The organism is Chthoniobacter flavus Ellin428 (assembly GCF_000173075.1).
In the GTDB taxonomy this organism is placed as follows: Bacteria; Verrucomicrobiota; Verrucomicrobiia; order Chthoniobacterales; family Chthoniobacteraceae; genus Chthoniobacter; species Chthoniobacter flavus.
The window spans coordinates 64,406-83,819 of the sequence record NZ_ABVL01000021.1 but is presented as its reverse complement, the minus strand read 5'-3'; the positions used below and the strand labels follow the sequence as shown (position 1 = coordinate 83,819).

Sequence of the window (19,414 nt, the reverse complement as noted above, 5' to 3'; positions counted from 1 at the left end):
TTCGCTCAGAATGACACTGGGGAGGAAGCCGCACTAAACGCCGCCGCGAGAAATGCCACGCCACCCACTATTCACGAGCACTGCAGCCACGCGCTGCCGCTCCGGCGCACGATCAACGGTAGCATGTTCCCCTTTGAACCCTCGCGGACATTGGCTAAAGACTACGTCGTGAAAATCGCCGCAATTCCGTTTGTCCTGTGCGTCGGCTTCCTCCTCGAGAGCTGCTCGACCACGAAACAAGAGACTGCCACCGCCGGGAATGGCAGCCCGGAAACGCTCTCCCAGAGCGCCGCGCCGGCGGATGTCAATTTGCGCCAGATGATCGTACCGCACGGCCGATACGGGCGGCACATCGAGTTCCCGCTGCACGCGACTTACATCACCATTCACTCCACCGATAATCCAAATGCAACCGCGCTGCAGCATGCGCGTGGCATGGCGGTGGGCGCCTTTCGCGCGCGGACGAAATGGAACCGCACCGGTTACATGACGTGGCATTTCACCGTCGACGATGTGCAGGCCATTCAATCACTCCCGCTCAATATCCAGGGTGAGCACGCCGATCACGACGGACCCGGCAACATGACCAGCATCGGCATCGAGATCTGCGAGCTGCGCAACCCCGCGCGCCAGGCGGCCGCTCTCGACCGCGCCGCGCGCCTCACCGCGTGGCTCATGCACGACCAGAATATTCCGCTCGATCACGTCGTGCCGCATTACCACTGGCCGCAATGGCATTTTCACGGCAACCAGAAGAATTGCCCGCGCATCCTCCTCGAGCACGGCAGACCCGGCCCGCGCTGGGAGGCGTTCCTGCAGAAGATCAACGGCTACTACGAGCACGGCGCGTAGAGCGCGGCTTGCGTATTTAGCGGTGGTCTACGACCGTCGATGGCAGATAGGAGAAATAGGAAGAATAGGAGTTATAGGGTCCCATTATTCCTATCTCTCCTATTCTTCCTATCCGCCGACGGTCATTGACCACCGCTAAAGCAGCCGCATCTCTGTTCGCGCGCCGGACTCAGCGTCGAGGCATGGTGATCGCCGCGAGCAGCAGAGCGGCGGCAGTCGCGGTGAAGACCGAGTAATCGAGCGGGGCTTTGACTCCCAGCGCCACGGTCATGGTCAGGCCGAAAGAGGTCAGCAGCGCAACGGTGGCGAGGGCCACGATGTGTGACCAGCGGCCGGTCAGCAGCGCGATGCCGAGGACCACTTCGGCAATCGTCGCCGCCCACGCGCCGACGTTGACCAGCGCCGGCGGGAGGAACCAAAGCAGCTTGCTCGTATAGGCGAGGAAGTGCGGCCAGTCGCCCCAAGATACACCGTGTGCGCCGGGCGCGCCCCAGAGGCCGAAGCGATCCGCCACGGCGGAGAAGAACGCCGCGGCCAGCGCGAGTCGCAGCAGCCAGATGGCCACGCGGAGAAAAGGATTCGAATTCATCGACTACTCAAGAGCGGGCGCGATCGTTCGCTCACTTCGCCGGGGAGACGAGCGGCGCGCCTTTTTTGCCGACGACAAAAGCCAGGATGCGCGCCGGTTTGGTCTTGCTGGCATTGCGCGAGACTTTGTGCATCGCGCCCTGCGGCTCGAAGAAAATCTCCCCGGCGCGAAAAGTCTTCAGCGGCGTTCCTTCGGGGGCGTCGACCTCGATCTCCACTTCGCCCTCCAGCACGTAGCCGACCACTGGTCCGGGATGCCGATGCGCTTGGGACGCCCCACCGGGGGCATAGTCCACGGTCACCACGGTGACTTCTTCGTTGGCATCGGCGGGCAGATCCTTTTGTAGGAGCTTGGTGACTTTCGAGGCGCTGGCGGGAGCGGGCTCCTCGCCGAGCGAGAGGCTGTTGCCCGCGGCGAGCGCGGAGAGGGCGGTGGCGATCGTGCTGAGAGCTTGGGCGGCGATTAGGCATGAGGAAAGGTTCGATAGCCTTTGCGCCGATGTCGAGGCCGCGAAATCCCGCTTTGTGCGAATCGCCCTTTCATCCGGCCAAAACTGTGGCTTTGTAGGGATTCGCCAAATGAATCCGCCACGCCATACCGAAACGCCCGAATTGCTCGCTCCCGCGGGCGACTGGGAGTGCATTCGTGCCGCCGTGGCGAATGGCGCGGATGCCGTTTACTTTGGCCTGCCGCGCTTTAATGCGCGCCTGCGCGCCCACAATTTCACCGAGGCCGAACTGCCGGAAGTCGTCGCGTTCTGCCATCGGCACGGGGTGAAGGCGTATGTCGCTTTCAATACCCTCGTCTTCACCGGCGAGATGCCGGACGCCGCGGAATACCTACGGCTGCTCAGCCGCGCCGGAGTGGATGCGCTCATCGTGCAGGACGTCGGCTTGATCCGGCTCGCGCGGGAGATCGTGCCCGAACTGCCGATCCACGCCTCCACGCAAATGACGATCACCTCACCGGAAGGTGTGGAATTCGCCCACGACCTCGGCATCGAACGCGCCGTGCTCGCCCGCGAACTCTCGCTGCGCGAACTGGAAAAATTCCGCGCCGCCCCCGATTCCGAATTCCGCACTCCGAATTCCGCACTTCCTCTGGAGGTCTTCGTCCACGGGGCCCTGTGCGTGGCCTACTCCGGCCAATGCCTGACCAGCGAATCGCTCGGCCAGCGCAGCGCGAATCGCGGCGAATGCGCGCAGGCCTGTCGCATGCCGTACGAGCTCGTCGTCGATGGCGCGGTGCGCGATCTCGGCGACAAACGTTACCTCCTCTCGCCGCAGGATCTCGCGGCGGTGAATGAAATCCCCGCACTCATCGAGGCGGGCGTCATCAGCTTCAAGATCGAGGGCCGGCTGAAATCGCCGGAATACGTTTCCGCCGTCTGCCAAGTCTACCGCAAGGCCATCGACGCTGCACTCGCGGAGCGCGAATTTCGGCCCAGCGCCGCCGATCGCTATCAGCTCGAGATGACCTTCTCGCGCGGCCTTTACTCCGGCTGGATGCACGGCGTGAATCATCAGGAGCTGGTCTCCGCACGCTTCGGCAAAAAGCGCGGCGCCTTCGCCGGCCGCATCGCGCGCATCGGCCGCGACTTCGTGGAATTCGCGCCCCAAGTGCCGTTGAAGGCGGGCGATGGCGTGGTCTTCGACACCGGCGGCGATACGAACGCCGAGCAAGGTGGCCGCATCTTCCAGGTCAAAGGTCAGCGGCTTTTCTTCCAGCACGACCACATCGATTTCAGCCGGCTCAAGGCGGGCGATCGTGTGTGGAAAACCGATGACCCCGAGCTCGACAAACGGCTGCGCCAATCCTTCACCGGCCGCATCGAGTCCCGCCACCGCGAGCGCGTGGATTTGGCCGTGAGCGGACGCACCGGCGAACCGCTCACCCTGCGCTCGGGCGCCATCACCGTGCAATCGACGATGCCGTTGCAGACTGCGCGCACCGCCCCGCTCACCCTGGAAAAACTGCGCGAGCATCTCGGTCGCCTGGGCGATAGCGTTTACGAACTCGGCGAACTGCATTCCGAGATCGACGGCGAAGTCATCCTGCCCATCGGCGAACTGAATCGCCTGCGTCGCGAATTGGTCTTCCAACTCGACGCCGCGCACGCCGTGTCGCGCCGCGAAGAAGCGACGAGCGTCGAGTCGATCGTCGCTCGCGAATGTCGCGCCGCCACCGGGCCGCGTGAGGAAGCCACCCTGCGCGTGCTCTGCCGCTCGATGGAACAACTCGACGCCGCATTGGAAAACAACGTCGCCGAAGTCTACGTCGATTTCGAAGACATCCGCCGCGGCAAGGACGCCGTCGCCCGGGTGCGCCAGGCTGCCAATGGCACCCGCATCTTCCTCGCCACGCCGCGTATCCAAAAGGCCGGCGAGCAAGGCTTCTTCAAGCTCATCGAAAATGCCGCGCCGGATGGCGTGCTCATTCGCAATCTCGGCGCCATCGCCCATTTCGCCGGCGGCCCGCTGCCACTGGTCGGCGATTTCTCACTCAACGTCGCCAACCCGCTGACCGCCGCGCATTTCATCGGCAAAGGTCTCCAGCGCGTCACGGTGAGCTACGACCTGAACATCGAGCAAGTGCTCGACCTGCTCCAGGCCGCGCCGCCCGCGTGGTTCGAGCTCACCATTCATCAGCACATGCCGATGTTTCACATGGAGCACTGCGTCTTCGCGGGGTTTCTCTCGAAGGGCAAATCGTTCCTCGATTGCGGGCGCCCGTGTGAAAAACACCGCGTACATCTACGCGATCGCGTGGGCATGGAGCACCCGCTGCGTGCGGATGTCGGCTGCCGCAATACCCTCTTCAACGCCGTGCCGCAGACCGGCGCACGTTTCTTCGAACAACTCGCAGCCGCCGGCCTGCGCGACTATCGCATCGAATTGCTGGAGGAAGATTTCGAGCAATCGCGCCGCGTCATCCGCGCTTACCAGGAACTGCTCTCCGGCGAGCAGCGCGGCGAAGACCTCTCCCGCACGCTGCAGGCGCAATCCCAGCTCGGCGTCACCCGCGGCACGTTCGAAAACCGCGGCGCTTGACCCGCTGTCACCGCGGGCTCAGAAAGCCACGCGGATCCCGCCGGTGACGGCGTTCGACTGATAATTCGTCCGGCCGAGTTCGCCATCGTAGTAGAAGTAGGTCGAGCAACGTTCGCTGCATTGGATGGCAAAGCCGGCGCCGAGCAACAAGCTGTCGCGACCAAGCCGCGGCCCCTGGACGACGAAGGAGCCCGCCGCGCCATTAGCAAAGCTCGAACCGAGGTCGTAGGTGGAGTCGCCGTATTCATGCTGCCAGGCCACACGCACCTCGGGCTTTATGACGATGCCGCCAACTTTCCAGTCGTAGCTCGCCTTGGCGCCAAATGCTGTGCGGATGGACTCGCCCTTCCCGCTGTGAATATCGAGCGGCGCCAGCGAGCCGTGCTCGGTGAAGCCATTCATGCCCACGTAGGTGTAATTGAATGTCGCCGTCGGACCGAAGGTGAAACCGTGCGCCTTGAAGTCATAGCCCGTACCGAAGAGCGCATCCACTTCACCGCCGTCGGTATTGCCGCGGGCATCGCCCTGCAGGGCGGCGCGCTTCGTATCGAAGCTGTTGTAGCCGCCGAAGGCCGCCACGTCCGCATACCACCCACCGGCGAAGGTCGTAGCATACAGACCGAGCTTGCCGCCATTCATCCACACCCGGCCGCCGTCGACGAGATCCGCCGTCGTTCCGGTATAACCCGCCGCCAGGCCGATGGCAAAATTCGGGCACACCTTATAGTCCACACCGAGCGTAAATCCGCCGCTGTTCAAGTCATAGCCCCGCGCGTTGTGATCATCCCCGACGCTCACCCAATCCCCCGTACCGGAAAGGAAGACGCCCCAGCGATTCTCCGCCGGATACAAGACTTTCGGCTCCTTCGAATCCTTGCCATCGTCCCCATTCGGGCCCGCGGTGCCGAAGCTGCCACTGTAACTCGGTCCGTCGCCATTAATAGCGAGGTTGGCCGCACTGAATCCGCTCGCGCCATTCCGGATATCTTCCGTCCGGCGCTGGAGATTCATCGCCTGCACATTGGCGTAGGCCACGCCGATGCTGAACACGCTCGTCAGTTCCTCCGGCGCCAGGCGATCGAGATCACCGGGCAATTGGTTCAGGCTGCGATCGTAGAGATAGTTCACCAGCTTCGTCTCACGTGGGTCGTTGAGGATTTGGTCCACGCTGTGGCCGACCGCTTGTTGATTCGGCGTCAATCCCGGCAGATCGCCAAAGGAATTCACCACCGCCTTCAGGAAGACATCGTTGCCCCCGTAAAAGACCCGCAGGGCCAGCAAATCCCATGTCGGAAGATCGGTCTTGGAAAACTCTCCCGAGACCCCGCTGCCCGCGGTCAGGATGGTGAACTTTTCCCCCTTTTTCGGGCGGAACCCATTCAGGAGCGTGACGTTGAGCTGGCCATCCAGCGCTGCCTTGCCGCCGATTTGCAGGCGATCATAGGAGCTGGGCGAAGCCACTTCCATATCCAGCGTGCCCGCACGGGATTGCTGGAAATTCCCCTGCACCGAGATTGTCCCCGGCGAATTACCAGGGCTGAGCGTGGCGTGGTTGGTGAGATTGCCCGTGACCGAAAAACTGCCACGCAGGATACCCCGCTGCACGAGCAGGCTGCTCTGCACTGCCTGCTCCAGCACCAGCGTGCCATCGCCCAGCTTGGTGATCGTCCCGCTACCCGACGTCAGCGGATTGTTGATCGTGGCGGTGAAGCCGTCGCCGACCGTGATATTGCCCGAAGTCAGCGCCAGCGGCAGGGTCACATAGTTGGGGTCGACCGCGATGTGGCCGGAGACGAGTGTGTAGTTACCGAGAAAGGTCAGGCTATTGGCGGAGAGCAGCGGCAAGCCGGGTCCCTGGATCAGCACCACAGTCTGGCCATTGGCCAGTGGCCGGTACTGCGAAAAGGGAGAATTAACAAAGCTGGGAATCGGCACATAAGGCAGTTGGAACACTGCATCGTCCGCCGCCGTAGGCCAGGTGTTCAGACTCCAATTGCCGTTATAACCCGCAACATTCAGCCAGAAAGGGCCCGGCGCCGGCGGAGCCGAAGGTATTCGTCCAGATATCCGTGGCCGCTTGGGTCGATTGATGACTGGCGAGGAGAAGAGCGATGCTCGTGCAAAGGGGAGCGAACGTACGGAAGGTCAGTTTCATGAAAAGGATGTTGAAAGCCGTCGGAACAGGTCGTCTCCAGAAACCCTCTGCACCCCCAGGTGCATAGATCTGTGAGACGGCCGCCGATGGTACGGATTGCCGGTCTTAGGCAAAGAGAATTCTTGCGGCAGAATTGCCTCACTCTTCGAAAAGCGAGCCGCCGCTTTCGCAATTCGGTGACCGGTGGATCAGCTTGCTTCGGTCGTCTCCTCCCGCTGCAGCACGCGGGCTCGGATGTCTTTCGGAATTGCTTGTCAGCCGAGCACTCTTCCAAGGTGGCGCCGCATGCCAGCCATCACCATCGCCCAAGCGTTTCGCCTCGCCGTGCAGTATCACGGGAGCGGCGATTTGGCGGCGGCAGAAGCGATCTGCCGGCAGATCCTCGCGGCCGCATCGGGTCATGCCGAGGCGTGGCATCTGCTCGGCGTGTGCCTGCTTTCCACCGGGCGTCATGAAGAGGCGCGCGAGTGTCTTGCACAAGCGGCGGCACTCGCGCCTTCCGTGGCGTGCATGCGTTGCGACCTGGGAGTCGTGCATCGCTTCCTCGGCCAGCACGAAGAGGCCGTGCGCTGTTTCGAACGGGCGCTGCAAATCGATCCCGAATACGCCCCGGCGTGGACGAATCTGAGCGACACGCTGTTGCGCGTGGGGCGTCTGGATGAAGCAATTTCCAGCGGCCAGCGCGCCGTCGCCGCGCAGCCGGATCTCGCCGAGGCGCATAGCAATCTCGGCAATGCACTGCGCGACAAGGGCCGGCTGGACGAGGCGATCCACCACTTTCTCCGCGCGCTGGCCATCAACCCTCAGTTCATCGCCGCCTACAATAATCTCGCCCACGCCTACATCGAGGCGGATCGCCTGGACGACGCCATCGCCAGTTGCGACCGGGCGCTCGGCCGGCAACCCACCTTCGCCAAAGCCTGGCTTAATCGTGGCACCGCCTACATGGGCAAAGACGAGGTCGGTGAGGCGGAACAGTCCTTTCGCCGCGCGCTGGCGTGCCAACCCGATTACCCCGATGCGCACTGGAATCTCGGCATCGCTCTGCTACTGAGTGGGCAATACGAGGACGGCTGGCGCGAATTCGAATGGCGCCATAGCTCTACCGTCCAGAAGAACCTCGGCGGCCTCGCGGCGGGCGTGAGCCAGCCGAAGTGGGATGGCAGTCCGGCAGAAGGCGCGACGATTCTCGTCTATGCCGAGCAAGGCATCGGCGACACCATCCAGTTCGCGCGCTACCTGCCCTTGGTGCGCGCGCAAGCGCGTGCCCGGCGCGTCCTGTTCCGATGTCCGCCCTCGTTGGCCGGACTGTTCGCCGCCTCCGGCGAATGGCATGCCGAGATCATTCCGCACGCCACCGAAGATGGCTCCGCTTCGCTGGAGTTCGACCAGCACATCGCCTTGCCGAGCCTTCCGCTGGCCCTGCGCCGGTTCACGCCCGAGCCAGCCGACCATCCCTATTTGCAAGCCGATGCCGACCAGCGGGCCCGCTGGCGCGATCGCCTCGGCTCTTCGTCGCGGACCAAAGTCGGCCTCGTGTGGAAAGGCAACCCGAAACACGTCGACGATCGCCGCCGCTCCCTCGACCCACACCTTTTGTCCCCCTTGCTCCGCGTTCCCGAGGTCGACTTCTACAGCCTGCAAGTCACGCACCCATCGATCCCCGCTCCTCTCGTCTCTCCCGAAGGCGTCATCGATCTCACCGCGCACCTCACCGACTTCACGGAAACCGCCGCCTGCCTTGCGGAACTCGACCTCCTCATCTCCGTCGACACCGCCGCGGCGCATCTCGCCGGAGCTCTCGGCCGCCCGGTCTGGACCCTCCTCCCCTTCGCCCCCGATTGGCGCTGGGGACTCGAAAGCGAATCCACGCCCTGGTATGCAACCATGCGCCTGTTCCGCCAAAAGACCGCGGGCGCTTGGGAGGAAGTGATCGAGCGTGTAGCGGCGGAATTGTCCGCATTTCGCGTCGCGCGAGTGCCATAGCGGCGCATCGACCCGTTTAGCGAATCCAAGCGGGCGCAACGCCGCGCTGCGCCCACCCCCCAGAAATAGTTAACCAACACTAGGGAAATCGCTCTGCGATTGACCCCAACATCTCGGACTGGCAGGGGTTGTCTGGCCGATCTTATGAAGTTGCCCCTCCTCCTTTTCAGCTTCGCCCTGCTCATGGTTGCCACGCTTTCTGCGGAAGAACCGCTTTACTCGATCCCGCTCAAGAACATTGATGGCCAGGAGACCTCGCTGAAGGCTTATGCCGGCAAGACACTGCTCATCGTGAATGTGGCTTCGGAATGCGGTTTCACCCCGCAGTACCAAGGGCTCGAGACGCTCTATCGCAAATACAAGGACAAGGGATTCGTGGTGCTGGGCTTCCCGTGCAACGACTTCGGCCAGCAGGAACCCGGGACGAACAGCGAGATCAAGATCTTCTGCAAAGGGAAGTATGACGTGACCTTTCCGCTCTTCGACAAGCTGCACACCATTGGCGCGGATCGCCATCCGCTCTACACTGCGCTCAGCGGGTCGGCCTCACCCGTGCCCGGCCCGGTGACCTGGAATTTCAACAAGTATCTCATCAGCCGCGACGGCAAGATCCTCGCCCACTATGAATCGGACGTGGAGCCGGACTCCTCGACGCTGACCAAGGCGATCGAAGACGCGCTGGCCAAATGACGGCCAGCCGTCGCTCACTTTCATCTCCCTCCCCGCTGTCATCCTGAGCGGAGTGCTCCGGCGGTTAAAGCGGCGGGGCACGCAGTCGAAGGACCCGGCCGAACCACCAGCGAGTATCGTTCGTGAAGCGGCGGGGTCCTTCGACTGCGCGCTCCCCGCTGGCCCCCGAGCGCTCCGCTCAGGATGACAGCGAGGAGGGGCCAAATCCCTCACCACCCATTCCATGAAAACCCCTCGCCACACCAAAGCCCGGCTTCTCCGTCATCTTACCACCGTACTCACGGCGGGATCTTTCATCTCCCTCGCACACGCCGACGACTGGGGCGCCTACTCGATCGCCCCGGCCAGCGCGCCGACGATGGCCCTCGAAGCGGTCGGCGCCGGCACCACGGACGGCACGATCGTCTCGATCAACAAGCCCGCGAATACGCCCAACCAGAAATGGGTGATCACGCCGAAGGGCGACCATCTTTTCACCATCAAGCCCTCCTATAGCTCCTCGCTCGTCCTGGCGATTGCCAAGGGTGGCAAAAATAACGGCGCCCAACTCGTCCTCGAAACGGAGAGCGGCCAGCCGTGGCAATTGTGGTCGCTGAAAAAGGAAGACAACGGCAACTACAGTCTCGAGCCGAAGCATGCGCCGGGCATGGGCATCGACGACAACGGCGGGAAGCAGAATCCCGGCGCGCGCATCGACCTCTGGGCGCACAATCCGAACGATCCGCATTTGCAGTGGGTCATCAAGCCGCTCGCCGGCAGCACGGTGAAGGAGGCCACCGCCGCCACGGCGGAGAAAGGGTATGTACCGCCGGAGATCAATCCCGCGGACATCAAGCCCGGTGAGATCAAGAAATTCACTTTCGCGGAGAGCAAGATTTTCCCCGGCACCACCCGCGAGGTGACCGTCTTCGTGCCCGCGCAGTACGACGGCTCGAAGCCCGCGTGCGTGTATGTGAAAACCGACGGTTATAATCCGAAGGAAAAGGAATACCTGGAGCGCATGATCGCGACGAAGGAGATGCCGGTAACGGTCGGCGTCTTCGTGCGGCCCGGCGAAGTGCCCGCGCCGATGAAAGGCACGCTGGGCCGGCGTAATCGCGATTTCGAATACGATGGCGTGAACGATAACAACGTTCGCTTCCTCGTGGACGAGTTGCTCCCCTACGTCGCGAAGGAATTCAATCTCAAGCTCTCGACGGACAGCAACGATCGCTGCATGTCAGGCGGCAGCAGCGGCGGGATCGCGGCGTTCGTCGCGGCGTGGAATCGGCCCGATGCCTTCAGCCGCGTCTATGCGGCGAGCGGCAGTTTCGTGGCGTTCCGCGGCGGGCACGAATTCCCGACGATGGTGCGGAAGTTCGAAGCCAAGCCGATCCGCGGTTATTTTACCACCGCGACGCATGACATGGAGAACTGCGCCGGCGATTGGTTCCTGCTCGACCAGGAAATGGATAAGGCGCTGAAGTTTTCCGGTTACGATTACCAGTTCCGCATCATCGATGGCCGTCACGTGGCCGGTTACATGGACCACTGGGAAGAGGCCATGGCCTATCTGTGGAAAGGCTGGCCGGAGCACGTGAAGGCCGGCCCGAGCGCGCCGCGCGCGCAGGATGTGCTGGTGCCGGAGGAAACGTGGCAGCCCGCGGCGCAAGGCTACAAGGGCATCCGCGCGGCCGCGAGCAACGCCAAGGGCGAGATCTTTTTTGTCGACACGGCGGAGAACGAGATCCACCGCATCGACGCCGAGGGGAAGGTGAAGGTCTTCGCGGCTGACGCGGGGCAGGCGAATGGCCTGACAGTCGGCGTGGATGGCAAGCTCTACACCGTCTCGGAACAAACCGGGGAAGTGATGAGCTATGATGAGAGCGGCAAGGGCAGCATGGTCATGAAGGGCGTGCACGGGAACTCGATTCTCGCCATGCCTGACGGCGGCTTTTACATCACCGGCGAGGGCGAAAAGGCGAATGAACACGGCGCCGTTTGGCACGTGAAGGATGGCAAAAAGACGCTGGTCGATTCCGGCCTGAAGCGCGCGACGGGGCTGACGTATCGGCCCGATCAATGGCTGCTTACCGCGGCGGATGGCGATTCGAAGTGGGGGTATAGCTATCAGGTCAACGCCGATGGTTCGCTGACCAACAAGGAGCGGTTTTTCGACTGGTTTGTCGCCGATTGGGACGACGACTCGGGCACCGAAGGTCTCTGCTACGCGCAGGAAGGGCAGATGTTTGCCGCTACGCGTTCAGGCGTGCAGATCAGCGCGGATGATGGTCCGACGCAGGTCATCCTGCCCGTGCCCGGCGACGCGCGCGTCACGGCGGTCTGCCTTGGTGGGAAGGATCTCGACATACTCTACGCCTTCGCCGGCGACAAGATCTGGAAGCGCAAGGTCAAGACCCACGCCGTCGGTGCCTGGTCGCCGTGGACGAAGGTGAACGGGACGAAGCTGTAAGCGGTAAGCTGTAGGCGGAGCAGATGACCTGATCTTATACGCATCTTCAATAGCAACGACGGACCTCTTGAAAGAGTAAGCGCCGATGGAAAGGAGATCGCGGAGCAATCCAAGCCTGTAGCCGGGGCTTTCAAGCCCCGGTCACCTTGGCGAACGCAGTCGTCGCGGAGCGACGTTTGCCGTGCGTTGCTCGATGGGTGATCAAGAGACATGGGCCACACCGCAGCTTCATCGCAGGACCACTTCATCGTTCAGACGAAATTGCCCTATTTTTGGGACTGAAGGCCGACGTCGCTCCGCGACGATCCCTCGCCACGATTTTCCGGGGCTTGAAAGCCTCGGCTACCGGCTTTGGATCGCTCCGCGATCGGAGCAAACCGCGCGAGCTCCGATTCGCACATGTCGTCCCGCCCGGACGGGACGAAAGGGGAAAGCGCCCGGCGCTTCGTCCGGTGGGGTGCACTCTACGGCCGGAAGGAGGTGTATTTGGCAGGCTGCGCGACCGGGCTCGATGAACCCGGTGACACGTTCAACCCGCGAACTTCACGCCGGCTTTCTGCACTTCGCGATAGGGCAGCAGCCAGATGAGCGATTCGTCGTGCAGGTCGACGACCTGAATGCGATTGCCCCACGGATCGCGGAAGTCGCAGCGGAAACCTTCGATGAGGCTCAGGCCGTATTTGTCGGCGAGTTTTTCCCGGACTTCGGCGATCTGTTTCTCGTCGCGCACCATGATGCCGAAATGATGATTGCTGCTCGCGTCGACCTTCATGCCCTTGCGCTCGAACATGGCGAGGAACTGATGTTCGCCCAGTTTGAAGAATGCGTCGCCCTCGCCGTAGTCGAGTTTCTCGAGGCCGAAGACGTCCTGGTAGAAAGCGATCCCTTTCTCGATGTCGCCGACTTCGATGGCGACGTGGTTGCAGCCGTAGACCTGGACGCTCATGGCATGGGAGTGGATTACTTCGCCGCGGGACCAGTCCCGCGCTCGATTTCCGGTGCCCCGAATTTGAAAACCCAGACCGTGACGATTGCGCCGAAGGCCAGGGCCACGCCCCAATTCGCCGCCATCAACAAAATCCCGGCGAGCAAGGGCAGCGCGAGAACGACCTGGCGTTGAAATGAGCCGTGGACCGCGGCCACGGCGAGCATGGCGACGCCGGAGGCCACAGCGACGGCAGCGCCGATCAGATGGAGCGTCCACTCCAGGGCCATGGTGATCACCTGTGGCCCCGGCACCCTCGGCTCGCAATTCATCGCCACCAGGATGAAAACGAAAAAGATGAGGAGAAAGAGGAAGACGATGGCGAGGGTGGTCTTCATAAGGGAGGAGAGGCTATCTGCGGATACGCATCTCGGGGGATGGGTGGACCTTTAGTAATCAGTAATCAGTGATCAGTAATCAGAACGTGCGACGCATTGGTCTCACTGAATACTGAATACTAATTACTGATTACTGATAACCGCCCCCTAAGCCGCCCCGGCCCGAATCGCCTCCAGCTCTTCCCAACGCGCGTAGAGATGGGTCACGTGTTCCTTCCCCTGCTTGAGCTGGTCCTCCAGCGCCTGCCATTCGTGACCGTGTTTATCGTAAAAGTCGGGCGCGGCGAAGGCCGCTTCAAGGCGCGCGACTTCCTTTTCGGCGGCGAGGATATCGGCTTCGATGGTCTCCAGTTCGCGCGTTTCCTTGTAACTCAACTTCCGCGCGCGTTCGGTACGGCGCGGGGTGGCAGACTCAGCGGGTTTGCTCATTGCGCCGAGTTGGCCAGGGATCGGCCGTGTCGCTTTCTTCTCGCGGTAGTAGTCGTAGTTGCCGGCGTTGACCGTGACCACGCCCTCGCCTTCGAAGGCCAGGGTATCGGTGCAAACGCGGTTGAGGAAATAGCGGTCGTGGCTGACGACGATGACCGCGCCGCCGAAGGCGAGAAGCGCTTCCTCGAGCAGACGCAGCGTGGCGAGGTCGAGGTCGTTGGTCGGCTCGTCGAGGATGAGAACGTTGCCACCGCGCTTGAGAATTTTCGCCAGCAGGATACGGCTGCGCTCACCACCGCTAAGCTGCGAGATTTTGGTATTGATGCGGTCCTCGGTGAAGAGGAACCGCCGCAGATAGCTGCGCAAAGTGATGCTCTCTTCCCCGAGGCGCACATGCTCGCTGCCGCCGCCGACTTCCTCCCACACGGTCTTGTCGTCGTCGAGCGCGAGGCGGTTTTGGTCGATGTAATTGATCTGCGTGCGCGCGCCGATTTCCACTTCGCCGTGACTCGGCGTCAACTGGCCGATGATGATCTTGAGGAGCGTCGATTTGCCGAGGCCATTGCGGCCGACGATGCCCAGGCGCTGGCCGGCGGCGAGATCGAGGTTCACGTAATCGAAGAGCATCCGGCCGCCGAGTTCCATGCCGACATCGGTCAGCGTGATGACGCGATTCGCCAGCTTCGGCGCAGGCGGGATGATCATATCCACGTCGATCTCCTCCTCCGGCGGCGCCTTGGCGGCTTCTTCGAAATAGCGCTCGATGCGGTCGACGGATTTCGTCCGGCGGGCGCTGGGGCCGCGGCGCACCCATTCCAGCTCATGCTTGAGGAACATCTGCCGCTTGTGTTCGACGCGCGCCTCGGCGGCTTCGCGCTCGGCCTTGGCGAGGAGGTAATCGTTGTAGCTGCCGTCGTAATTCACGAAGCCGCCGCGCGCGAGTTCGAGCATCCGCGTGGCGATGCGATCGAGGAAATAGCGATCGTGCGTGACGAAGAGGCACGCGCCGGAATAGCGCGAGAGAAAATCCTCCAGCCACTCGATGCTCTCGGTGTCGAGATGGTTGGTCGGCTCGTCGAGGATGAGGAAATCGGGGCGCGCGAGCAGGGCGCGGCAGAGGGCGACGCGGCGTTTCTCCCCGCCGCTGAGCGTGCCGACGGTGCGATCGAGCGGCGGCGCGTGGAGATTCGTGGCCAGGCTCCCGATGCGGTGATCCAGCGCCCAGCCGTCGTGATGATTGATCTGGTCGAGCAACGTGGGCCGCGCGCGGGCTTTCCGGCGGGGTGGATTCGTATTCGGCGAGGAGCTCGAGCACGCGTTGCGCACCGCTGCGGATGTTGGTCTCGACGGTTTCGGCATCATCGAGGGTGAAGACCTGCGGCAGATAGCCGGTAATGAGGTCGCGTCGCCGGGTGAACAGGCCGGAGTCGGGTTCCAATTCGCCCGCCGCGATGCGCAGGAAGGTGGATTTGCCGGCACCATTGCGTCCGACCAGCCCGATGCGTTCGCCTTCGCCGATGGCAACGGTGGCGCGGTCGAGAACGAGATGGGTGCTGTAGCGAACGGTCAGTTCGCTGGCGCTGGCAATGGGATCGGGCATGGTGAAAGGGGGAGAACATCCAACATCCAACGCCCAACATCCAACACCCAATGTGGGCGATCGCTGCGATTTGCGCTCTTACCCAAGAAGAACCGCTCACCGCGGCCCATTGGATGCTCTGCCTTCCCCTCGCTATTCCTCGGCCGCCAGCGCCTCGAGGCGATAACCGATATGCACGTGGAGAAACCCGGCCGCCCCGAGTGCAAACAGACTCAAAAGATAGAAGAACGGCTCATCATTTCGACTCCCCGAAAAAACAAACATGGCAAAAAGATACAGGAGGAATTGCAACGCGATGGACAACGGCAAGGCCCCGCGCTTGATGTAGAGCGAGAGGGTCGCCACGAGATGGAGGAAAAGCAGGCTTTGCGTCGTGATAAAAATGGAGGCCATCCAGAATTCCGCGTGCGCGCTGGTCGAGTTCATGTGCCGCAGAAACGGCTTCGCCACCAGCGGCAGGCTGAGGGCAAGGTATGCCCCGGCCGCGAGCAGCGAGGGAAGAATTCCGAGCAACTTCTCGTAGGCGATGCGCGCCATGCTTCTCGGCAGCATGGCGAGGGTGGAAAGCGTCTGCTCCTGGTGTTCGTTGCGGAAGAGATTCGAGGCGGCGAAGGCGAGCTCCACGAAGATGAAGACGAGCATGATCCAAAATGCGCCGAAGCCGAAATCCTCCCACGTTGGAGGGCCGCCCATCTGGCTCGGCACGCAGCAAATGACGAGCAACGGCGTGCCGTAAATGAAGAGCTTGATGAGGATCCAGAGCTTCCCGCCGGTGGTGAAATAGAAATCCTTCCACGCGAGAGCGAGCCCCCACGGGCGGCCGGGACTGAAGAGGGCGCGGCGTCTGCCACGCGACCGGGCCACACCTGCACGAGGCAGCACGTTTTCTTTTTCCTCGCCGCAAAATTTTTCGAAGATCGCCCACGAGAGCAGGAAGAAGCCAAGACCCATCGCGAGATTGCTCGCGACCTGGAAGGAGAACACGTCGCCATGAAATCCGGTAGCCAGGATTTTGCTCATGCGCATGAAAGGCGACGCACCCTCCGCCAGCTTCGCGAAGCCCACCAATAGATTGGAAAGGCCGTTGCCAGACCCGAGTAAACCGAGCCGAACAGGCAGCGCGGCGAACCACGCCGCAACCGGCACCACGCCGAAGAAAAAGAGCAGCCCCACTCCCGTGAGCAGCGCGGCGCCGCTGCTGCGGCGATTCAGCACCGAGGCGAGCAGCGCGAGGTTCGAGACGAAGACGAGGAACGCCGCGATGGCGAGATAAGCGGCGAAGATTTGCCGCAACGCGATGCCGCCAAGCGTGACGGCGAGGAGGGTGAAGGGCAATTGCGCGGCGAACAACAGCACCGCCGTGCACAACCGGCTCGTCGATTTCCCGAGCAGGATCGATAGTGGGTTGAGATTGGTCATGCGCAGCAGACCGAGCGTCGCCTCCTCCTTTTCCTCGCTGATCGCCGAGGAGAAATAGCTGAGCCCGGCGAGGATCACGAAGACGAGATCCACCACCACGACCGTTTCGAAAAAGCGCAGCCCCGGGGCATTCGTCCAGCCGCGTTCGGATTGCACGGAGAAAAGGAACAGCAGGATGACCGTGACGAAGCCCGCCCGGGTGAAATAGGTGAATTTGAGACGGCTATCCTCGCGGAGTGAGCGGACGAAAAGAGCGAGCAGGGGCGAACTCATGCGCGGGCGATCATTCTTCTCCGGCCAGGCTCTGGAGGCGCTGGACGCCCTGGACGTAGAGGATCCAGCTCACGAACAGACCCACGATCGCCGTGATGGCGGGCAGGCCATAGACGATCAAGACTGGGCTGCCCCGCATGAAGGCGAAGCTGGTTGCGGTAAGAATGAGCATGGCGATGATGGAGACGAGCGTGCTGGCCACGAAGCTCAGGAACCACCCGGCAGGCAGCGCACCCCTCTTCATGTAGAGCGAGAGCCAGGCGATGAGGACGATCACGAAGACCCTGCCGAGCCAGCTGGTCGCCACCTGAATGCCCCAGATGGTATGCGTCGACATATTCGTCCCCGAAAGCGTGGAGTCGGGCACGAAGGCGAGGAAGAGGATCTGGATGCCGAGCGAACAGAACGCTCCCGGCGCCGCGGCGAGGAAACATCCCCATACCTTGCGATGGACGATGTCGCGGACGCCGCACGGCAGCATGGCGAGGGTGGAGAAAGTTTGATCGCGCAACTCGGTCCGGAAAACGCGCGCGGCCATCACCGAGAGGTCGATGGAGAAGGCGAGGGACATGAGGGGAAACGACTGCACACCGAAACTGTAGGTCGCAAAGGCCGTCCCCTGGGTCGCCACGCCCCAGCCATCGAAAGCGAGCGCCCCACCGTAAGCAAGCGTGCGGATGATGAAGCCGACCCGGCCGCCCCAGAGGAAATAGAAATCCTTCCACGCCAACGCATCCCGCCACGGCCGAGGCACCCGCGGGCCGCGCAGCCGCACGCCCATGGAGTTGACCATCACCGAAGCGACCGCGCGGGTGGCCGCGCCCGGACCTTCGATCTCGCGTTCGCAGAATCGCTGGAACACCGCCCAGGCCAGCAGGAAGCAACCGACACCAAAGGCGACATTGATCACCGCCTGCCAGCCCAACCGCACCGCCATGGTAACCGGTCTCCAGCACTTCGGTCAGCCGCGCGATCGGCGTGGCTGACCAGATGACATTGGCCACCCGATCGAGCGAGAGATGGCGGTTGAACCCGTTCACGGCCAGCCACTCCAGGCCATTCAGCAATGGCGCCGCGCCGAGGATCAGGCCGATGACGATAACGCAAAAGGCCGCGGCCTGGGCGGTACTGCGCCCCAGCACCGAGCCGAGCAGGGCCAGATTGCAGAGCAGGAAAATGAATGCGCCTATCGCGCAGTAGGCCGCCACGACCTGCCCCAGCGAAATCCCACCCAGCGTCACCGCGATGATGGTGAAGGGAAATTGCGCCGCGAGCATGAGGAGCGCGCCACAGAGCCGGCTGGTGGATTTTCCCAGGAGGATGGACAGCGGACTAAGCCCCGTCATGCGCAGCAGGCCGAGCGTTTGCTCCTCCTTCTCCTCGGCAATAGCTGAAGAAAAATAACTCAGCCCCATGAGTGAGATGGCCACGATTTGAAAGCCCATGACGACGGAAAAGAAAATCCGGCCGGGGGCATTGATGCCCCGGGCCGGCAGCACGAAAATGGCCATGACCAGCAGTAGGAAGCAGCCCAGTCCGGCGCGGGCCCAGTACGTCGCGCGGCTCCGCGCATCTTCGCGGAGCGAACGGATGAACAAGGCCAGCAGCGCGGAATTCATGTGCGCACGCCGGGTTCGGTGAGATCCATGAACGCCTGGTTCAAGTGCTTCACATCCTCGGTAAAGCTCACCACTTCCCCGCCCGCGTCGAGCACGGTGCGCAGGATGACGTTCGGCGAAATCTGCGCGCGATCGAAGGTCACCGTATAGCGCGGTTCATTCGGCAACGGCGGCGTGACGCGCGACACACCGGGCAGCCTGGACAGCGCCTCGCCCGTCGCCGGATGTTCGGCCCGGAGGGTGAGCTGGTAGTTCATCGTCAGGTCATCGCCGGTGGTGGTGAGACCGCGCATCGTGCCGGTGTATTTCACCTCCCCGCGATCGAGGATGGTCACGTGGTCGCAGAGCGTGGCGAGTTCGCTGAGGATGTGGGAGCTGATGAAGATCGTCTTCCCGAGCCGCCGGAGCTCCCCGAGAATTTCCATGAGCTCGATGCGCGCCCGCGGATCGAGACCGCTGGCCGGTTCATCGAGCAGGAGCAGATCGGGATCGTGCACGAGCACGCGCGCCAGCGAAACGCGCTGCTGCATGCCGCGCGAGAGGCCGTTGATGAGATCGTCCTTGCGCCCGGCCATGTCGGTGAGCGCGAGGACGTCGCCGATGATCTTGTCGCGTTCCTTGAGGCCGATGCCGTAGGCCGCGCCGAAGAAATCCAGATACTCGAAGACGGTCATCTGCCGGTACATCGAGAAATGGTCAGGCATGAAACCGATGCGGCGGCGCACCGCCTTGCGATCGGCGAAGATGTCGTGTCCGAAGACGCCAACCGAACCCATCTGCGGCCGAAGCAGCGTGGCGAGAATCTTCAGCGTGGTCGTCTTGCCCGCGCCATTCGGCCCCACGAAGCCGTGGATGGATTGCCGCTGCACGGAAAAGGTGACTCCGCCGAGCGCCTGATGCGTCTTGTAGCGGTGGCGAAGGTTTTGAATGTCGATGACGTTTTCAGCTTCCATGGGAAATCGAAGGCGCGCGCGCGT

16 protein-coding genes and 1 pseudogene are annotated in these 19,414 nt (G+C 62.7%); 6 read left to right on the top strand and 11 right to left on the bottom strand.

What is annotated here, in order from left to right; genetic code table 11:
* Positions 1–168: 168 nt before the first annotated feature.
* The gene (locus CFE428DRAFT_RS25165; protein ID WP_049975752.1) at positions 169–852 is read left to right on the top strand and encodes a peptidoglycan recognition protein family protein; all 684 of its coding nucleotides are present in this window, start codon (positions 169–171) and stop codon (positions 850–852) included.
* A gap of 169 nt (positions 853–1,021) precedes the next feature.
* Here the strand turns inward: CFE428DRAFT_RS25165 and CFE428DRAFT_RS25160 are convergent, their stop codons facing one another.
* Both CFE428DRAFT_RS25160 and CFE428DRAFT_RS35115 read right to left on the bottom strand, forming a co-directional pair.
* Positions 1,022–1,441, bottom strand: a complete 420-nt coding sequence (locus CFE428DRAFT_RS25160) for a hypothetical protein (RefSeq protein WP_006982500.1) — start codon at positions 1,439–1,441, stop codon at positions 1,022–1,024.
* A 31-nt stretch (positions 1,442–1,472) separates the two neighbouring features.
* On the bottom strand, positions 1,473–2,084 hold the full coding sequence (locus CFE428DRAFT_RS35115; protein WP_006982499.1) for a cupin domain-containing protein: 612 nt from the start codon (positions 2,082–2,084) through the stop codon (positions 1,473–1,475).
* Here CFE428DRAFT_RS35115 and CFE428DRAFT_RS25150 point away from each other — a divergent pair.
* Positions 2,020–4,491 (top strand): U32 family peptidase, encoded by a 2,472-nt coding sequence (locus CFE428DRAFT_RS25150; RefSeq protein ID WP_042725761.1) that lies wholly within the window; start codon positions 2,020–2,022, stop codon positions 4,489–4,491. The two genes, CFE428DRAFT_RS35115 and CFE428DRAFT_RS25150, sit on opposite strands and share 65 nt — an antisense overlap.
* 18 nt (positions 4,492–4,509) lie before the next feature.
* Here CFE428DRAFT_RS25150 and CFE428DRAFT_RS25145 read toward each other — a convergent pair whose 3' ends face one another.
* Both CFE428DRAFT_RS25145 and CFE428DRAFT_RS37740 read right to left on the bottom strand, forming a co-directional pair.
* Positions 4,510–6,444, bottom strand: coding sequence for an autotransporter family protein (locus tag CFE428DRAFT_RS25145; RefSeq protein ID WP_006982497.1), 1,935 nt, complete (start codon positions 6,442–6,444; stop codon positions 4,510–4,512).
* Between the two features lie 46 nt (positions 6,445–6,490).
* On the bottom strand, positions 6,491–6,646 hold the full coding sequence (locus tag CFE428DRAFT_RS37740) for a hypothetical protein (protein WP_006982496.1): 156 nt from the start codon (positions 6,644–6,646) through the stop codon (positions 6,491–6,493).
* A gap of 285 nt (positions 6,647–6,931) precedes the next feature.
* Between CFE428DRAFT_RS37740 and CFE428DRAFT_RS25140 the strand changes: the two genes are divergently transcribed.
* The 3 genes from CFE428DRAFT_RS25140 (at position 6,932) to CFE428DRAFT_RS25130 (ending at position 11,774) form a co-directional block, all read left to right on the top strand.
* Positions 6,932–8,632 carry a tetratricopeptide repeat protein gene (locus tag CFE428DRAFT_RS25140; protein ID WP_006982495.1) on the top strand — a complete coding sequence of 567 codons (1,701 nt, stop codon included), beginning with the start codon at positions 6,932–6,934 and terminating at the stop codon, positions 8,630–8,632.
* Positions 8,633–8,776: 144 nt separating this feature from the next.
* The gene (locus CFE428DRAFT_RS25135) at positions 8,777–9,322 is read left to right on the top strand and encodes a glutathione peroxidase (RefSeq protein WP_006982494.1); all 546 of its coding nucleotides are present in this window, start codon (positions 8,777–8,779) and stop codon (positions 9,320–9,322) included.
* A 223-nt stretch (positions 9,323–9,545) separates the two neighbouring features.
* Positions 9,546–11,774, top strand: a complete 2,229-nt coding sequence (locus CFE428DRAFT_RS25130; RefSeq protein ID WP_006982493.1) for an RICIN domain-containing protein — start codon at positions 9,546–9,548, stop codon at positions 11,772–11,774.
* A 529-nt stretch (positions 11,775–12,303) separates the two neighbouring features.
* On the opposite strand, the gene CFE428DRAFT_RS25125 is transcribed toward CFE428DRAFT_RS25130, so the two are convergent.
* The 6 genes and pseudogenes from CFE428DRAFT_RS25125 to CFE428DRAFT_RS25105 all read right to left on the bottom strand — a co-directional run bounded on the left by CFE428DRAFT_RS25125 (position 12,304) and on the right by CFE428DRAFT_RS25105 (position 17,755).
* A complete protein-coding gene (locus CFE428DRAFT_RS25125; protein ID WP_006982492.1) occupies positions 12,304–12,720 on the bottom strand; it encodes a VOC family protein in 417 nt (138 codons plus the stop codon).
* A 14-nt stretch (positions 12,721–12,734) separates the two neighbouring features.
* A complete protein-coding gene (locus CFE428DRAFT_RS25120; RefSeq protein ID WP_006982491.1) occupies positions 12,735–13,097 on the bottom strand; it encodes a hypothetical protein in 363 nt (120 codons plus the stop codon).
* A gap of 147 nt (positions 13,098–13,244) precedes the next feature.
* Positions 13,245–14,888, bottom strand: coding sequence for an ABC-F family ATP-binding cassette domain-containing protein (locus tag CFE428DRAFT_RS40625; RefSeq protein ID WP_006982490.1), 1,644 nt, complete (start codon positions 14,886–14,888; stop codon positions 13,245–13,247).
* A 1-nt stretch (position 14,889) separates the two neighbouring features.
* Positions 14,890–15,126 (bottom strand): annotated as a pseudogene (locus tag CFE428DRAFT_RS41340) (ATP-binding cassette domain-containing protein); the annotation flags it as partial.
* 132 nt (positions 15,127–15,258) lie between these two features.
* The gene (locus tag CFE428DRAFT_RS25110) at positions 15,259–16,818 is read right to left on the bottom strand and encodes an ABC transporter permease (protein ID WP_006982489.1); all 1,560 of its coding nucleotides are present in this window, start codon (positions 16,816–16,818) and stop codon (positions 15,259–15,261) included.
* A gap of 10 nt (positions 16,819–16,828) precedes the next feature.
* Positions 16,829–17,755, bottom strand: coding sequence for a hypothetical protein (locus tag CFE428DRAFT_RS25105; protein ID WP_006982488.1), 927 nt, complete (start codon positions 17,753–17,755; stop codon positions 16,829–16,831).
* 82 nt (positions 17,756–17,837) lie between these two features.
* Here CFE428DRAFT_RS25105 and CFE428DRAFT_RS25100 point away from each other — a divergent pair, with 82 nt between their 5' ends.
* Positions 17,838–18,212 carry a hypothetical protein gene (locus CFE428DRAFT_RS25100; RefSeq protein WP_006982487.1) on the top strand — a complete coding sequence of 125 codons (375 nt, stop codon included), beginning with the start codon at positions 17,838–17,840 and terminating at the stop codon, positions 18,210–18,212.
* Between the two features lie 221 nt (positions 18,213–18,433).
* Here the strand turns inward: CFE428DRAFT_RS25100 and CFE428DRAFT_RS25095 are convergent, their stop codons facing one another.
* On the bottom strand, positions 18,434–19,390 hold the full coding sequence (locus CFE428DRAFT_RS25095; RefSeq protein ID WP_006982486.1) for an ABC transporter ATP-binding protein: 957 nt from the start codon (positions 19,388–19,390) through the stop codon (positions 18,434–18,436).
* Positions 19,391–19,414: the final 24 nt, after the last annotated feature.

Excerpts from the sequence above, each read along its gene's own strand:
- CFE428DRAFT_RS25160 (WP_006982500.1), bottom strand. The coding sequence starts at position 1,441 with ATGAATTCGAATCCTTTTCTCCGCGTGGCCATCTGGCTGCTGCGACTC.
- CFE428DRAFT_RS25150 (WP_042725761.1), top strand. The coding sequence starts at position 2,020 with ATGAATCCGCCACGCCATACCGAAACGCCCGAATTGCTCGCTCCCGCG.
- CFE428DRAFT_RS35115 (WP_006982499.1), bottom strand. The coding sequence starts at position 2,084 with ATGCACTCCCAGTCGCCCGCGGGAGCGAGCAATTCGGGCGTTTCGGTA.
- CFE428DRAFT_RS37740 (WP_006982496.1), bottom strand. The coding sequence starts at position 6,646 with ATGAAACTGACCTTCCGTACGTTCGCTCCCCTTTGCACGAGCATCGCT.
- CFE428DRAFT_RS25140 (WP_006982495.1), top strand. The coding sequence starts at position 6,932 with ATGCCAGCCATCACCATCGCCCAAGCGTTTCGCCTCGCCGTGCAGTAT.
- CFE428DRAFT_RS25135 (WP_006982494.1), top strand. The coding sequence starts at position 8,777 with ATGAAGTTGCCCCTCCTCCTTTTCAGCTTCGCCCTGCTCATGGTTGCC.
- CFE428DRAFT_RS25130 (WP_006982493.1), top strand. The coding sequence starts at position 9,546 with ATGAAAACCCCTCGCCACACCAAAGCCCGGCTTCTCCGTCATCTTACC.
- CFE428DRAFT_RS25125 (WP_006982492.1), bottom strand. The coding sequence starts at position 12,720 with ATGAGCGTCCAGGTCTACGGCTGCAACCACGTCGCCATCGAAGTCGGC.
- CFE428DRAFT_RS25120 (WP_006982491.1), bottom strand. The coding sequence starts at position 13,097 with ATGAAGACCACCCTCGCCATCGTCTTCCTCTTTCTCCTCATCTTTTTC.
- CFE428DRAFT_RS40625 (WP_006982490.1), bottom strand. The coding sequence starts at position 14,888 with ATGATGCCGAAACCGTCGAGACCAACATCCGCAGCGGTGCGCAACGCG.
- CFE428DRAFT_RS25110 (WP_006982489.1), bottom strand. The coding sequence starts at position 16,818 with ATGAGTTCGCCCCTGCTCGCTCTTTTCGTCCGCTCACTCCGCGAGGAT.
- CFE428DRAFT_RS25105 (WP_006982488.1), bottom strand. The coding sequence starts at position 17,755 with ATGGCGGTGCGGTTGGGCTGGCAGGCGGTGATCAATGTCGCCTTTGGT.
- CFE428DRAFT_RS25100 (WP_006982487.1), top strand. The coding sequence starts at position 17,838 with ATGGCGGTTGAACCCGTTCACGGCCAGCCACTCCAGGCCATTCAGCAA.
- CFE428DRAFT_RS25095 (WP_006982486.1), bottom strand. The coding sequence starts at position 19,390 with ATGGAAGCTGAAAACGTCATCGACATTCAAAACCTTCGCCACCGCTAC.